The 15,033-nt window shown below is 47.3% G+C and carries 15 protein-coding genes; 10 read left to right on the forward strand and 5 right to left on the reverse strand.

The window, feature by feature from the left end; all coding sequences use genetic code 11:
• The first annotated feature begins 10 nt into the window (after window positions 1-10).
• Window positions 11-238, forward strand: coding sequence for a hypothetical protein (locus Q384_RS13765; RefSeq protein ID WP_037586118.1), 228 nt, complete (start codon window positions 11-13; stop codon window positions 236-238).
• 82 nt (window positions 239-320) lie between these two features.
• On the opposite strand, the gene ptsP is transcribed toward Q384_RS13765, so the two are convergent.
• The 3 genes from ptsP to Q384_RS04065 are packed head-to-tail and all read right to left on the reverse strand — an operon-like array spanning window position 321 to window position 2,756.
• Window positions 321-2,063 (reverse strand): phosphoenolpyruvate--protein phosphotransferase, encoded by a 1,743-nt coding sequence (ptsP, locus tag Q384_RS04055; protein WP_037586119.1) that lies wholly within the window; start codon window positions 2,061-2,063, stop codon window positions 321-323.
• Window positions 2,064-2,065: 2 nt separating this feature from the next.
• Window positions 2,066-2,335, reverse strand: a complete 270-nt coding sequence (locus Q384_RS04060) for an HPr family phosphocarrier protein (protein WP_037586120.1) — start codon at window positions 2,333-2,335, stop codon at window positions 2,066-2,068.
• A gap of 7 nt (window positions 2,336-2,342) precedes the next feature.
• The gene (locus tag Q384_RS04065) at window positions 2,343-2,756 is read right to left on the reverse strand and encodes a PTS sugar transporter subunit IIA (RefSeq protein ID WP_037586121.1); all 414 of its coding nucleotides are present in this window, start codon (window positions 2,754-2,756) and stop codon (window positions 2,343-2,345) included.
• Window positions 2,757-3,118: 362 nt separating this feature from the next.
• Between Q384_RS04065 and Q384_RS04070 the strand changes: the two genes are divergently transcribed.
• The 6 genes from Q384_RS04070 to scpC all read left to right on the forward strand — a co-directional run bounded on the left by Q384_RS04070 (window position 3,119) and on the right by scpC (window position 9,561).
• Window positions 3,119-3,322 carry a cold-shock protein gene (locus tag Q384_RS04070; RefSeq protein ID WP_037586122.1) on the forward strand — a complete coding sequence of 68 codons (204 nt, stop codon included), beginning with the start codon at window positions 3,119-3,121 and terminating at the stop codon, window positions 3,320-3,322.
• A gap of 116 nt (window positions 3,323-3,438) precedes the next feature.
• Window positions 3,439-4,713 (forward strand): paraquat-inducible protein A, encoded by a 1,275-nt coding sequence (locus tag Q384_RS04075; protein ID WP_084224385.1) that lies wholly within the window; start codon window positions 3,439-3,441, stop codon window positions 4,711-4,713.
• Window positions 4,710-6,350 (forward strand): intermembrane transport protein PqiB, encoded by a 1,641-nt coding sequence (gene pqiB / locus Q384_RS04080; protein WP_037586123.1) that lies wholly within the window; start codon window positions 4,710-4,712, stop codon window positions 6,348-6,350. The genes Q384_RS04075 and pqiB overlap by 4 nt, the downstream gene beginning before the upstream one ends.
• A 28-nt stretch (window positions 6,351-6,378) precedes the next feature.
• Window positions 6,379-6,912 (forward strand): PqiC family protein, encoded by a 534-nt coding sequence (locus tag Q384_RS04085; protein ID WP_051940434.1) that lies wholly within the window; start codon window positions 6,379-6,381, stop codon window positions 6,910-6,912.
• Window positions 6,913-6,939: 27 nt separating this feature from the next.
• Window positions 6,940-7,506 carry a rhodanese-like domain-containing protein gene (locus Q384_RS04090; protein ID WP_245608503.1) on the forward strand — a complete coding sequence of 189 codons (567 nt, stop codon included), beginning with the start codon at window positions 6,940-6,942 and terminating at the stop codon, window positions 7,504-7,506.
• Between the two features lie 552 nt (window positions 7,507-8,058).
• On the forward strand, window positions 8,059-9,561 hold the full coding sequence (gene scpC / locus Q384_RS04095; protein ID WP_037586125.1) for a succinyl-CoA:acetate CoA-transferase ScpC: 1,503 nt from the start codon (window positions 8,059-8,061) through the stop codon (window positions 9,559-9,561).
• Window positions 9,562-9,682: 121 nt separating this feature from the next.
• Here the strand turns inward: scpC and clpB are convergent, their stop codons facing one another.
• Window positions 9,683-12,256, reverse strand: coding sequence for an ATP-dependent chaperone ClpB (clpB, locus tag Q384_RS04100; RefSeq protein WP_037586126.1), 2,574 nt, complete (start codon window positions 12,254-12,256; stop codon window positions 9,683-9,685).
• 352 nt (window positions 12,257-12,608) lie between these two features.
• Here clpB and Q384_RS04110 point away from each other — a divergent pair, with 352 nt between their 5' ends.
• The 3 genes from Q384_RS04110 to Q384_RS04120 all read left to right on the forward strand — a co-directional run bounded on the left by Q384_RS04110 (window position 12,609) and on the right by Q384_RS04120 (window position 14,699).
• Window positions 12,609-13,790, forward strand: coding sequence for an acetyl-CoA C-acetyltransferase (locus tag Q384_RS04110; protein WP_037586128.1), 1,182 nt, complete (start codon window positions 12,609-12,611; stop codon window positions 13,788-13,790).
• A 126-nt stretch (window positions 13,791-13,916) separates the two neighbouring features.
• Window positions 13,917-14,276, forward strand: coding sequence for a hypothetical protein (locus Q384_RS04115; RefSeq protein ID WP_037586129.1), 360 nt, complete (start codon window positions 13,917-13,919; stop codon window positions 14,274-14,276).
• A gap of 9 nt (window positions 14,277-14,285) precedes the next feature.
• The gene (locus Q384_RS04120; protein ID WP_037586130.1) at window positions 14,286-14,699 is read left to right on the forward strand and encodes a protein YgfX; all 414 of its coding nucleotides are present in this window, start codon (window positions 14,286-14,288) and stop codon (window positions 14,697-14,699) included.
• Between the two features lie 49 nt (window positions 14,700-14,748).
• On the opposite strand, the gene Q384_RS04125 is transcribed toward Q384_RS04120, so the two are convergent.
• A partial coding sequence (locus tag Q384_RS04125; RefSeq protein ID WP_037586131.1) for an integrase core domain-containing protein occupies window positions 14,749-15,033 on the reverse strand: 285 nt, incomplete at its 5' end.

Raw genomic sequence — 15,033 nt, forward strand, 5'->3', positions numbered from 1 at the left:
GCACTGTTGGGTGAAAGCTGTTGATTGTGTTGCCAAGCGGCTTTTAAACCGCCGCAGGGTGGATTTTCAGTATAATTTGGCTGGCTGGCTGGCTGGCTGGCTGGCTGGCTGGCTGGCTGGCTGGCTGGCTGGCTGGCTGGATAGTTTTATCTGTTGTTTTCATTACGACTTCCTAAACAATGGCACTGGTGTTCCTCAACAAATCATGCTTCTGATTCGTAATCATTTTGGTTTTTAAACCAATGAAGACTCATTGCCGATTTAAAATACAGCCAAAATACGGTCAGAAAACTTCCCTGCATTATCAGGAGGAAGCCGTATTATGTGCCCTGATTGGTTTGATTTAATTTTTTGATTAATTTGGTGATTTTATCCAAGTCATCGCTGCGGGTGATGCGTTGAATTTCCGTTTCCAGCATCATCACGTCACTTTGTATCACACGGTTTTTTACTGCCAATAAATTATTCGGATTCATGGAGAAGCGGCGCAGACCCATGCCCAGCAATAACCGTGTGTATTGTTTATCACCCGCCATTTCACCGCAAACCGATACTTGCTTCTGCATGCGATTGGCAGTGCGTATCACGTGCTGCAATAATTTCAGCACCGCCGGATGTGTCGGCTGATACAAATAGCCCACAGATTCATCGCCGCGATCCACTGCCAGCGTGTATTGAATTAAATCATTGGTGCCGATGGAAATGAAATCCACGCATTTGAGCAGCGCACCAATCGCCAAAGCCGCCGACGGAATTTCCACCATAATGCCCACGGCAATATCTTTATCGAATGCTTTATCTTGTTCGGCAAGCTGCTCTTTGGCGATATTTAAATGCGTTAAGCACTGCTGCACTTCTTCCAGCGAGGAAATCATCGGCCACATTAAACGCACGGGACCATGAGCGGCAGCACGTAAAATGGCACGCATTTGGGTGCGAAACATCATCGGCTCTGCCAAACACAAACGTATGCCGGTTAAGCCCAATGCCGGATTTAAGCTGCGGTTATGCCCAAACCAGCGCGGGTTTTTATCCACGCCCAAATCCACTGTGCGTATGGTTAATGATTTGCCTTTGAGTTTTTTAACGGCTTCAAGATAAATACCAAATAATTCATCTTCGGTGGGCAATGTATCGCGGTTTAGGTAAGTGAATTCACTGCGAAATAAACCCACACCATCGGCATTGAATTTATGTAAATTTTTAATGTCTTCCGTTGTTTCGATGTTGCCCAGCAATTCGATATTGATATTATCTTGTGTCGTTGCGGCGGTTTTTTTCAGCCGGCTTAATTGCCGCTGCTGATTTTTAAATTCACGCATTTCCCGACGGTATTCGGCCAGCACCACCGCATCGGGATCGATAATCAGCACGCCGCTTGAACCGTCCACAATCACCCATTCGTCTTCGCTGATCAGATCACGAACATGGTTTAGCGCAATCACCGACGGCATTTCCAAACTGCGTCCCAAAATCGCGGTATGGCTGGTGGGACCGCCCGCATCGGTAACAAAAGCGGCAATGCGGCCGTCTTTAAAAAAAACCGTATCTGCCGGCGATAAATCATGTGCAATTAAAATGCTGTCGTCTTCAAAATCTTCCGTGCCGATGATGTCGGTATTTAAGCCCCGCAAATTTTTATAAATGCGTTCTGCCACTTGCAGCATGTCTTGTTTGCGCTCGCGCAGATAATCGTCGCCGATGGCATTGAATTGTTCTGTCAAAAAATCCACTTGCTGTTTTAATGCCCATTCGGCATTGATTTTTTGCTTAACGATGATGTCTGCAGGATCGCGGGATAACGTGGCATCACTCAGCAGCATTAAATGCAAAGAAATGAATGCCCCCAGCTCTGTTGGTGCATTTTCCGGAATCGCCGTTCGCAATTGTTCCAACTGGCGGCGCGTGGCTTTAACCGCTTGCTCATAGCGTTCTGCTTCCGCATCAATTTCGTTTTCAGGCAGCTCATGGTGCGGCACTTCGTCCATGCCGCGCACCACCAGATGCGCCCTGCCAATGGCAACGCCTGAACCAACTGCAATGCCGTGCAGCACAATGCTCATGCTTACTCGTCCTCACCGAAACGGTCTTGAATTAAAGACACCAGCGTATTCATGGCTTCTTGTTCGTCAATGCCGTTGGTCTCCAACTCAATCACACAACCCTGCGCCGCCGCCAGCATCATCAAGCCCATAATGCTTTTGCCATTAATGCGGCGATCTTTGCGGCTCACCCACACTTCACACTGAAACCGCCCTGCCGTTTGCGTAAAACGGCTGGATGCGCGGGCATGCAAACCCAATTTATTGACAATTTCCACTTCTTGCTTGAGCATAATGTGTTTATTCCTCGTATTTAACCGCTACAATGCCGTTAATCGCCGCTGTTTTAACTTCTTCCGCCAATTGTGATAAATCAGTACGGCTGCCTGAATATTGCAATGCTTTTACTGCCATTGGTACATTTAAACCGGTCAGCATAATCACTTTTTTATGCTGAATAACTTGATTTTGAATCACATTCTGCGCACTGTTACACGGCGTCGCACCAAAAATATCACCCAGCACCAACACCCCATTTCCGCTGTCCAAAACTTGCAGCGATGAAGCCACTTCTTCACGCAACCATTCGGGTGCATCATTTTTTTTAACGCTGATAATGCGCAAATGCGGCGGCACATCACCGAAAAAATGTTCTGCCACCCGAACATAAGCCTTACCCAAAGCCTCATGCGTGATAATCAACAAACCAATCATAAAACAAATCCTTCAGGCAGCCTGAATCATTCATCAAAAGCGAAAAGATAGCAGATTTTAATCTTTTCGGCACGATAAGCTGTTATTTAATCCGCTTCGCTGCCATGTAAAGAAGCCAAGAAATTTTTAAATTTTGTGCATATTTTGATACACATCAGCGTTTTTTTATTATTTTTTTAATGTTTTTTGATTTTTATTGACAAAATAGCTTGACGAAAGAATGAAATCCCCGTAAAAAGCACATTAGCAACGCGGACATTAACTGCTTAAACCAGATACTTTCTTTTGATCCTGCATCTGAAATAGCCGTGTGCCGTTTTCGCAAATTGTTTAATTCGTTTTTATTTAGTATAGGAAGTTACATGGCAACTGGTATTGTTAAGTGGTTTAACGACGCTAAAGGTTTTGGTTTTATCACTCCTGATGAAGGCGGTGAAGATTTGTTCGCACATTTCTCTGCAATCAACATGGGTGGCTTTAAAAGCTTAAAAGAGGGTCAGCGCGTGAGTTTCGACATCACCACCGGACCCAAAGGCAAACAAGCATCTAACATTCAGCCCGCATAATACCTCGCCGGCTTTATGTCGGCTATATTTGCGTTAAATGAATGAACTTCGGCAGACTTTATAAACAAGTCTGCCGTTTTGTTTTTATCTCTTCGTTTTGGTTTCATTGCTGATTCATGCCAAAGGCAAATTTAACTGCCAATAGTCCATTCAGGCTGCCTGAACACCAACTGGATTGCCCCGAATGCGGCTTATCCCTGACCCTGCCCGCATTGTATCCGGGTGAGGAAGCCTATTGCCTGCGATGCCGTCATTCTTTGGTACGCGTGGAAGCCAACCCGCTGCAAGGAACACTCTCTTGGGCTTTGGCTTCGGTTATCATGATTTTATTGGTGTACAGCCAGCCGTATTTAAGCGTTGATTTGCCGGGTGTTCATACCGATTTAAGTTTATGGCAAATATTGGGCGATTTGCTGGGGCAAGACTTCGGCTTTTTGGCAGAAGTGATGTTTATCCTCACTTTCGGCACACCGATTGTCTTTTGTTTATTGTGTTTGTATGTTTATACCGCCTTGAGCATACACAAAATATTGCCGCATCTTTTGTATGCTGCCCGCGTACTGGTGTGGCTGCGGGACTGGATGATGGTGGACGTATTTTTTATTTCCACTTTGGTGGCATACATTAAATTAAACAGTGTGGCACACGTTACTTTCGGTGCGGCATTTTGGCTGATTTTGGTGCTGGCAATTTTATTGATTCGCACGGCACAAAGCGTGCCATCGCATTGGATTTACTATCAAATACAGCGCGTAACAGCAAAAAAAACATTCCTGCTAACCGAAACACCGCAAACCGTGTGCTGCAGTAAATGTTTGTATTTTCAGCCAGCCAATCTCACTCATTGCCAAGTTTGCGGCAATGCCTTATATCAACGCCGTCCCATGAGTTTGCGCACCAGCGCGGTTTTTTTATTGACTGCCGCATTATTGTATCTGCCTGCGAATTTACTGCCGATTATGATCAGCAGTAATCCGATGAGTACCGAAATCAACACTATTTTTAATGGTATTCAATTTATGTGGCGCGATGGTGATAAATTGATTGCGCTTATTATTTTCAGTGCCAGCATGGCAATTCCCGTTTTAAAAATGATTTCCATGTCGGTATTGCTGTATTCTGCTGCTTGCCGCCCTTTGCTGCCGATTAAAATTTTGTCGCCGCTGTATCGCATCACCGAATCCGTTGGCCGCTGGTCGATGATTGATGTGTTTGTGATTATTATCTTAATGGCATCATTCCACACGCCCATTGCCCGCGTTACCCCCGGTCCTGCGGTGGTGTATTTTTGCTTGGTGGTGGTGCTTACCATGCTGTCCGCTTACTACTTCGACCCGCGTTTGATTTGGGATAAAATAAACCGCATCAACCCACTGCCGCCTCGCTTATGAATACCTCTGATACTGCCCGCCCGCCGCAAGCACGCGTGAAAAAAAATGCACCGTTAAACTCCGTGGTGTGGCTGATTCCGTTGTTGGCTTTGTTTACCGGCTTGTGGCTGGCGTTCCAGCACATTCAAAACACCGGTCCGGAAATCACATTGCTGATGAAAGACGCCGATGGTATTGAAGTAAACAATACAATGGTGAAGGTGTTGAACGTGAGTGTCGGCAAAGTAACCGATGTGAAATTGCGCCAAGATGAAAAAGGTGTGTCGGTAATGGTTCAATTATCGGCAGACGTGAAACACATGATACGCAAAGATACGCAATTTTGGATTGTGAAGCCGCGTATTGATCAAAGCGGGATTACCGGCTTGAATACTTTGGTTTCCGGCGCGTATATCGCGTTCACGCCCGGGCATTCTGCCGAAACCGCCACAGTATTTCAGATAGCCGATGTGCCGCCGATCAGTGCCATTGGCCAAACCGGCTTGCGCCTGCACTTAACCAATAAAAGCAATAAATTACTCAGCGCAGGCAGCCCTGTATTGTATGGCGACATCAATGTTGGACAAGTGGAAACCGCATCGTTCAATCCTGATGATAAAACCGTGCATTATCAAATTTTTATCAATAGCCCCAATGATAAATTGGTGAACAGCAATTCCCGTTTTTGGGTGCAAAGCGGCTTAAAAATTGAAGCCGGCGGCGGCGGTATTAAAATTGACGCCTCCCCCATTCCCGCATTGCTGTCCGGTGCCATCGTGTTTCGTGATGAACCGCCCGGCAAAGGCAATTCCGTGCCGAACAATGCCGAATTCACGCTCTACAACAGTTTATCCGATTTGCAAAACCAACCCAATTCACGCGCTTTGTATTATGTGGTGTTTTTCCGTGATTCCGTGCGCGGCTTGAGTGCGGGTGCATCGGTTGAGTACAAAGGTTTACCCGTCGGCACAGTAACCGACGTGCCGTTTTTTGCCCGAAACGACAGCCTCAAACTGTTTTCCGACAAACGCATTCCCGTGCGCATTATGCTTGAACCGGAACGCATGGAAATCAATGCAGACCGCCAAGCCAGCGGCGTTTGGCAGCAAAGCATTCAGGCAGCCTTAAACCGCGGTTTAACCGCCTCTTTGGAATCAGACAGCCTCATCACAGGGCAATTGTTTGTCAATTTATCAGACAGCACAACAGGCGTTCCCCTGTTTAAACCGCAGGCACAATATCAAGGCAACGTGGTCATTGCCAGCAAAAACGGCGGTTTTGCTGCCTTGCAAAATCAATTATCCGACCTTTTGGCAAAATTCAATGCCTTGCCGCTCAATCAAACCGTGTCGGAACTCAACAGCAGCTTGCGTGAACTCAAAAGCACCCTAAACAGCGTGAACCGCTTGCTCGCCCAAGACAGCACCCAAAAAATGCCGCAAGAAATCAGCCAAACCCTGCGCAATATTCAGCAAACCTTGCAAGGCGTATCGCCAAACTCACCCTTATACACCGATATTCGGGCAACGCTAAACCGCCTCAACCAAACCTTACAACAAGCCGAGCCTGCCCTGCAAACCTTACAAGAGCAACCCAATGCCTTGATTTTTAACAAGGGGCAGCGTGATCCGATACCGCAAGGTGCTGTATCGAAATAAACAATTGAGTGATTTGATTGGAATGAATATGAACACCTTATTGCGCTTCACCGCCGTTGCCATCATCATCGGTTTAACTGCCTGTGCCGGCAACCCAATCAGCTATTACCGTTTGCCCGACAGCAGTTTTCAGGCAGCCTCAAATTCGCTGCCGATTGTGCGCATTGAAGTGCAAACGGCAGACTTCTTAAACCGCAGCAATCTCGTTTATCAAGACAGCCCCGAAAACGTCTATTTTGCCCGTCAGCATTTATGGAGTGAACCCCTAAACACCATGCTTGCCAAAGCATTTGCCAATGATTTAAACAGGCTGCCTGAACGCCGCTTCGCCTACACCGCAGCCCCTGCCGCCAATACCCCCATACTGCTGATTCACATCGAAGACTTTCAAGGCAGCCACACCGGCTACACCCACATCAGCGGCTACAGCCAATGGCAGGACATCAAACTCAATACACACAATTTCGATATTCACACAGCCCAGCAAGGCAACGGTTACACCGCTATGGTGCAATCTTTAAGACAAGGTGTCCGCGATGCTGCCAAATCAATTGCTCCGTAGAACAATTGCTTTGAGTAAAAAGCAGATATGTACTCATTTTGGAATGATACGCCGCAGAGTAGCGGGGAATATGATCCAAAGAGATTTAACAGTGTTTCCCTAAAAAATAACTTGCCGGTATCCGTCAGACCGTTGAACAAATTGCCAAAACGTTGGCTGCTGAATACAAACTTCCCAGTAAACAATGAGGTTATTATGTCATCGATTGAACAACTATCTTACTATCAAAAAAAATTAGCCTATGAAACAGATTCATGGGATTTGTATCTGGCATTAAAGAATAATGAAAATGTTGTTGTGGTCGATGGACGCAGTAAAAATGCCTATCAAAAAGAACATATTCCGGGAGCGATTAACCAGCCGCATAAAGAAATTTGTTTCAATAACACTGAACATTTAGATAAAACCAAATTATATATCTGCTACTGTGATGGGATTGGTTGTAATGCTTCTACCAAAACGGCGATGAAACTGATGACTTTGGGTTTTCAGGTAAAAGAATTACTGGGTGGGTTAGACTGGTGGAAGCGTGATGGCTATTCCACTGAGGGTGTTGATGGGAAAGAAGGCACTCTGGTAACCTGTGGTTGCTGAGAAACAGAATATAGAAGCGGTGCGGGCCAAGGGCAACGGCGACGATAATATTCTAAACGGCAATGATATAGCTAAACTATTAAATTTTTCAAAACGACTAGCCAGAAAAATTACGGCTAATTATCTGAAATCTGTGAATAGGCTATGTTTTCTTTTTTGAAAAAAATAATAGTACAGCTATAAACCGCCGCACGGTACGCATTGAGTATGTTATGAGAGCGCGCCATGCGGTGATTTGCTGTTTAGGGCATAGCCACCAAACAACTTTCTTTTTCATCGCGTAGCAATCCAAAACAATCAAACCCTGTACGGCAGAAAGCAGAACAGAAAGCCGTATCCATACACAATCCATGCGCAGAAAATAGTCATTTATCTGTATTACTGGTTGTGGCTACCATGCCGCGTTTGGTGTTAAGATAAAGCCAATAACGCCGATGAAAAAATTGGCGTTTTGTACAGACTTGTGATGCAGCAATACCCAAGTTACTTTTTCAGTTCATCATCAATGACAAAGACAAAAAATTGTCTGTAACCTTTATAGAGAGAAATCAGATGAGTGGATCCCGTATTCTGAACAGTGCCTTGCGCAGTAAAATTATGTCGGCAGATGAAGCCGCCGCGTTTATCCGCCCGGGCGACAATATCGGCATGAGCGGCTTTACCGGTTCAGGTTCGCCAAAAGCCGTGGCAAGCGCATTGGCAAAACGCATCGGCGCGGCGCATGAACGCGGCGAAGATTTTCGTGTTGGCATGCTGACTGGCGCATCCACTTCACCGGACGTGGACGGCGAATTATTTAAAGTAGACGGCGTTTCTTTGCGCTTGCCGTATCAGTCTGACCCCGAATGCCGCAGCCGCATCAATTCAGGCGAGGCTTATTACACCGATGTGCATTTATCGCACGTTGCCCAAAACGCGATTTGGGGACATTACGGCAAAATTCGGGTGGCATTGGTTGAAGTGGTTGCCATTTTAGAAGACGGCCGTTTGATTCCGTCCACTGCCGTGGGCAATAATCCAACTTGGCTGGACCTGGCTGATGAGGTGATTATTGAAGTTAATTCTTCATTCAGCACCAAAATGGAAGGCATGCACGATATTTATCAAGTCGCTTTGCCGCCCAACCGTCAGCCCATTCCGTTAATTAATCCCGCAGACCGCATCGGCGATCAATACATGCGCGTGGATTTGAATAAAGTGGTGGCGGTGGTGGAAACCAACGCGCCTGACCGCGACACCGCTTTTTCCGAACCGGACGAAAACTCACGCATGATTGCCAACCACATTTTGGAATTTTTCCAAAATGAAGTGAAACAAGGCAGAATGCCGAAAAATTTGCTGCCGTTCCAATCCGGTGTCGGCAATGTTGCCAACGCCGTGATGGCAGGCTTGAATGAAGGTCCGTTCAGCAACCTCACGTCCTACACCGAAGTATTGCAAGACGGCATGCTGGACATGATTAAATCAGGTACGCTGTCCATTGCTTCCGCGACTGCCATTTCTTTGTCTGCCGCCGCGCAAACCGATTTTTTCAATAATATCGACGAATACCGTAAACGCATCATTCTGCGCCCGCAGGAAATCAGTAACCACCCCGAAATCATTCGCCGCTTGGGCATTATCGGTATGAATGGTTTACTGGAAGCGGATATTTACGGCAACGTGAATTCCACCCATGTACTGGGTACGCGCATGATGAACGGCTTAGGCGGCTCAGGTGATTTCACCCGCAATGCTTATTTATCCATTTTCATGACGCCGTCAACCGCCAAAGGCGGTAAACTCTCGTGCATCGTACCCATGGTTGCCCATGTGGATCACACCGAACACGATGTACAAGTCATTGTTACCGAACACGGTTTGGCAGATTTGCGCGGTTTAGCCCCGCGCCAGCGCGCCAAATTGATTATTGAAAAATGTGCTGCACCTCAATTCCGCCCAATGCTGGAAGACTATTTTGCCCGTGCGCAAAAAGAAGTCAGCGGTCAAACCCCGCATTTATTGGGCGAAGCCTACAACTGGCATTTGCGTGCTTTAAGAGGTGAATCAATGTAAGCCCTGCTTCATTGTTCCCAATACAAACAGCCGCTGAAGTTCAAATAAAACTTCAGCGGCTTGTTTTTTGATCGGGCAGCACCAAACAGCAATGCAGCAATGCTGTTTCAGGCAGCCTTAATCATTCAAACACCAAATGCCCGTCTTTAACACCCACCATAATGGTACTCTCAGGCAGATACTTGCCTTCCAGCAATCTTTTCGCCAGCGGATTTTCAATCTCGGCTTGAATGGCGCGTTTGAGCGGACGCGCACCGTAAATCGGGTCAAAGCCGGCACGTGCCAGTTCATCAAGTGCTTCATCATCTACTTGCAGGTGTAAATCCATTTGTGCCAAACGTTTGCGCAGACTTTGCAATTGGATTTTGGCAATGGCGCGAATATTGTCTTGATTTAAGCCGTGGAACACCACCACTTCGTCAATCCTATTAATCATTTCCGGACGGAATTGGTGTTTTACTTCTTCCATCACCTCTGCTTTCACCGCATCATAATCCGCTGTTCCCATTTCCTGAATGCGTTGGCTGCCAATATTGGAAGTCATCGCAATCACGGTGTTTTTAAAGTCCACCGTGCGTCCTTGTCCGTCGGTTAACCGCCCGTCGTCCAAGACTTGCAGCAAAATATTGAAGACATCGGGGTGCGCTTTTTCCACTTCATCAAGCAAAATCACACTATACGGTTTGCGCCGCACTTGCTCTGTGAGGTAGCCGCCCTCTTCGTAACCAACATAGCCCGGCGGCGCACCAATTAAGCGGGCAACCGCGTGTTTTTCCATGTATTCGGACATATCAATGCGAATCAAATGGTCTTCACTGTCAAACAAGAAATTCGCCAACGTTTTACACAATTCTGTTTTGCCAACACCGGTTGGTCCCAAAAACAGGAAACTGCCGTAGGGTTTATTGGGGTCTGCCAAACCGGCACGGCTGCGGCGAATGGCATCGGCAACCGCGCGAACGGCTTCGTCTTGCCCAATCACGCGCTGATGCAATACTTCTTCGATTTTCAGTAGTTTTTCGCGCTCGCCCTCCATCATTTTTGCCACCGGAATACCGGTCGCACGCGATACGATTTCGGCAATTTCTTCCGCACCCACTTTTGTGCGCAGTAATTTATTTGTATTGCCGCTCTGAGCTTGGTTTTCGGCAGCCTGCAATTGTGCTTCCAGTTTGGGCAATTCTTCGTATTGCAGTTTTGCCAGTGCTTCCCATTTACCTTCGCGCTGCAACGCTGCCATTTTCACTTTTAACTGCTCAATTTGCTCTTTAATGCCTGCGCTGCCTTGCGCCACTGCTTTTTCTGCCGTCCAAATTTCGTTAAGGTCGGCAAATTCTTTTTCTAAACTGCTGATTTCTTCTTCAATTAACGCCAAGCGTTTTTTACTGGCATCGTCGCTTTCTTTTTTCAAGGCTTCGCGTTCGATTTTCAATTGAATCAATCGGCGGTTGAGTTTGTCCATGCTCTCGGGCATGGATTCACTCTCCATCTTGATTAAAGAAGCAGCTTCATCAATTAAATCAATGGCTTTATCGGGTAAAAAACGGTCGGTAATGTAGCGGTGTGATAATTGCGCCGCCGCCACAATGGCAGGGTCGGTAATATCCACTTTGTGGTGAATTTCATAGCGTTCCTGCAAACCGCGCAAAATCGCAATCGTGTCTTCCACGCTCGGTTCACTCACCAACACTTTTTGAAAACGCCGCTCCAGTGCCGCGTCTTTTTCAATATATTGGCGATATTCATTCAGCGTGGTTGCGCCGATACAGTGCAATTCACCGCGAGCGAGCGCAGGTTTGAGCATATTGCCTGCGTCCATCGCACCGTCTGCCTTGCCCGCGCCCACCAATGTGTGGATTTCATCAATAAAAATCAGCGTATTGCCGTCGTCTTTCGCCAAGTCGTTCAATACCGCTTTTAAGCGTTCTTCAAACTCACCGCGAAACTTCGCACCGGCAATTAAAGCCGCCAAATCCAACACCAGCAAACGTTTATGGCGCAAAGATTCCGGCACTTCACCATCAACAATGCGCTGCGCCAAACCTTCCACAATCGCGGTTTTGCCCACACCGGGTTCACCGATTAAAACGGGGTTGTTTTTGGTACGCCGCTGCAATACCTGAATGGCACGGCGAATTTCGTCATCGCGCCCGATAACCGGATCAAGTTTGCCTTCGCGGGCGCGCTCGGTTAAATCCAGCGTGTATTTTTTCAAGGCTTCGCGTTGGTTTTCCGCGTCGGGGTTATCCACTGCCGCACCGCCGCGCACGGTATCAATTGCCGCATTCAGTGCCGCTTCACTCGCACCTGCCTGTTTCAAAATCTTAGCAAGCGCGCCGTTTTCCTGCACCGCCGCCAACAAAAACAATTCGCTGGCAATATAGACATCACCGCGTTTGGCAGCGGCTTTGTCTGTGAGATTTAAAATATTCTGCAATTCACGCGACGGCAGCAGCTCTCCGCCTTGCCCCGATACTTTGGGCAGCGCATTCACGGCTGTCTGAACGCCCTGCTTTACCTGCGCCACATTCACACCCGCGTGTGCCAGCATCGCCGCCGCACCGCTGTCGTTGTCGTCCAGCAAGGCTTTTAATACATGCACCGCTTCCAAATAACCCGCATCGTCGCTCAAAGCCAAACTCTGTGCTTCTTGTAAGGCTTCCTGAAATTTAGCGGTTAATTTATCAAATCGCATCATTTGTCCTTTATTTATTGGTTAATTGTGGTCTATATGGGTCTGTTTTTTATTCTGTCAAGCCTTTTCAGGCAGCCTGAAAACACATCGGCAGCACCAATAACAATGATTGCGAAGCCGCTGCAACCATGCCCTGTATTGAATATTCAGCGGCAACATGCTTTTTATCGCCTTGCTTACATTTTCAAAATGTGTTTATGGTTGGTTTATTTTTGGCGTTCACGCTACAATGAAAGCGATTTGTGCAGCGAACAAATATTTATTGAAGTCGGCGGTTGCCGCATTGAAATATTAAATCGCTGTTTGGTTGTTATCATCAGTCTGGTTGTTATCCTTAAAGGAGGAAACGCACATGAAAGAAGTGGTGATTGTGGCGGCAAAACGCACCGCCATCGGTAATTTCGGCGGCAGTTTGGCATCATTGGGTGCGCCCGCATTGGGCAAAGCCGTGATTGAGGCTTTACTGAACGAAACAGGCGTCAGCAAAGATGCCGTCAGCGAAGTTATTTTCGGGCAAGTATTAACCGCCGGTGTGGGGCAAAACCCCGCCCGCCAAGCCGCTTTAGCGGCGGGTTTGCCGGTTACTGTGCCGTGTGTAACCATCAACCAAGTCTGCGGCTCCGGCTTGAAAGTAACCCATTTGGCAGCACAAGCCATTGCTTGCGGCGACAGTGAAATCGTGATTGCAGGCGGGCAAGAATCCATGTCCAATTCACCCTATTTATTGCCGGGTGCGCGCACCGGTTTGCGCATGGGCGACGGCAAAGTGGTGGACAGCATGGTTGCCGACGGCTTAACCGATGTCTATAACCAATACCACATGGGCATTACCGCTGAAAACATCGCCGAGAAATACCACATCAGCCGTGAAGCACAAGATCAATTTTCATTAACATCGCAAAACCGTGCCGAAGCCGCCCAAGCGGCGGGTAAATTCAAAGAGGAAATTGTGCCGGTATCTGTTCCGCAGCGAAAAGGCGACCCGCTGATTTTTGATGCCGACGAATTCATCAAAAAAGGCGCAACCATCGAAAGCATCAGCAAACTTCGCCCTGCATTTAAAAAAGATGGCACAGTAACCGCCGCCAACGCATCGGGAGTAAACGACGGTGCGGCAGCGGTGTTGATGATGTCTGCACAAAAAGCCAAAGAACTGGGTTTGAAGCCGCTGGCAACCATCAAAGCCTATGCCTCGTGCGGTGTTGCCCCCGAAATCATGGGCATGGGTCCCGTCCCTGCGGTGCAGGCAACTTTGGCAAAAGCGGGCTGGACTTTAGACGACGTTGATTTAATCGAAGCCAACGAAGCATTTGCCGCCCAAGCCTTGGGCGTAACTGCCGAGCTGAAGTGGGATATGGATAAAGTCAACGTGAACGGTGGCGCAATCGCGCTGGGACACCCCATTGGTGCTTCAGGCAGCCGTATTTTGGTCACTTTACTGCACGAAATGCAGCGGCGCGATGCCAAAAAAGGCTTGGCAACCTTGTGTATCGGCGGCGGCATGGGCGTTGCCTTGGCGATTGAACGCGATTAAGCAATTGATTTTCAGAAACAGGAAACGGGCAGACTTTGCCCGTTTTTTTGTATCAATTGGTTTTTCAGGCAACATGAAACCACAGTACAATAAAGCCTTTTAAGCAACCGAAAAGGCAGCCGCACCATGTATTTTGTTGACCGCAGTGCCGTGGTACTCAAACCCACCGCCGCTTTTTTACAATGGCTCAAAAGCACTGATGACAATATCCCCGAGCTCACCCTGACACAGCTGCAAAGCAATTGCACCACTTTGTTAATCCCCGAATGTGACCGCCCCGAATCTGCCATCGCCTATATCGGCGAGCGATACCAAGCCATTTTTGAAGCCGAAATTGCCGCATGGGAGCTGCCTGAAAGCCAATGGCCTAGAGACATGAGTTTAACCGCGTTTTGGCAATTTTTTGAAGCGGAAATTCACGACATGGTCTTGGATACGATGGACGCAGATATTCATGTTTCTCCCGTGTCAAACAACATGATGTAACAAAACACTATGCCGCCTTTTCGTGTGAATTTAAAACCGTCAAAACCGCTGATTGCGGTCAGTGCGGCAACGTATGCAGTGGCGGCGGCAATCATCATGGTCTATTTTTCAGGCAGCCTGAAAATCATATTGCTGTTATTAACCATCACTTTTTTATTTTGGACACGGTATCAGCAAAATACACTTTTCGCATCGGGCATATCTCGCATTGATATTGATGCAAAAGGCAAACCTGCCGTATTTTTCCACCGTGAAAAAATTATGCGGGAGGCAGTGTTACTGAATGTCAAAGTCAGCCGCCGCACCGTATTCTTGCATTGGGTATTTGATAAACAGCAAAGACATCAGGCAATTACAGCAGACATGACCGATAAAACCGCCTTTCGCCGCTTGAAAGTTTGGGCGAAGTGGGGGCAGAAATAAGCTGTTTATGCCAATAACTTCCCCAACGAATATAGCTAAACTGTAAGAATTACCCGCGTTGTTTACACTTTTCATCAAAATAAAAATATTTCTCTAGTACCTCGTATGGTGTCGCTCCGTTAAGTGATTTATGGGGCTTCACCGTATTGTAGTAGTTGATGAAGCGATTTAGCTCCAGCTTTCGATACTCACTGTCCTGAAAGCGTGTTTTATCGTGCCACATCTGCATCAACGTCCTGATAACCCGCTCTGCCTTACCATTGGTCTGTGGGTGGGCAACTCGGGTAAATTTTTGATTGATGCGATGTTCTGTACAGACAATTTTGAAAGCATG

This window comes from Stenoxybacter acetivorans DSM 19021 (genome assembly GCF_000745895.1).
GTDB classification, from domain to species: Bacteria; Pseudomonadota; Gammaproteobacteria; order Burkholderiales; family Neisseriaceae; genus Stenoxybacter; species Stenoxybacter acetivorans.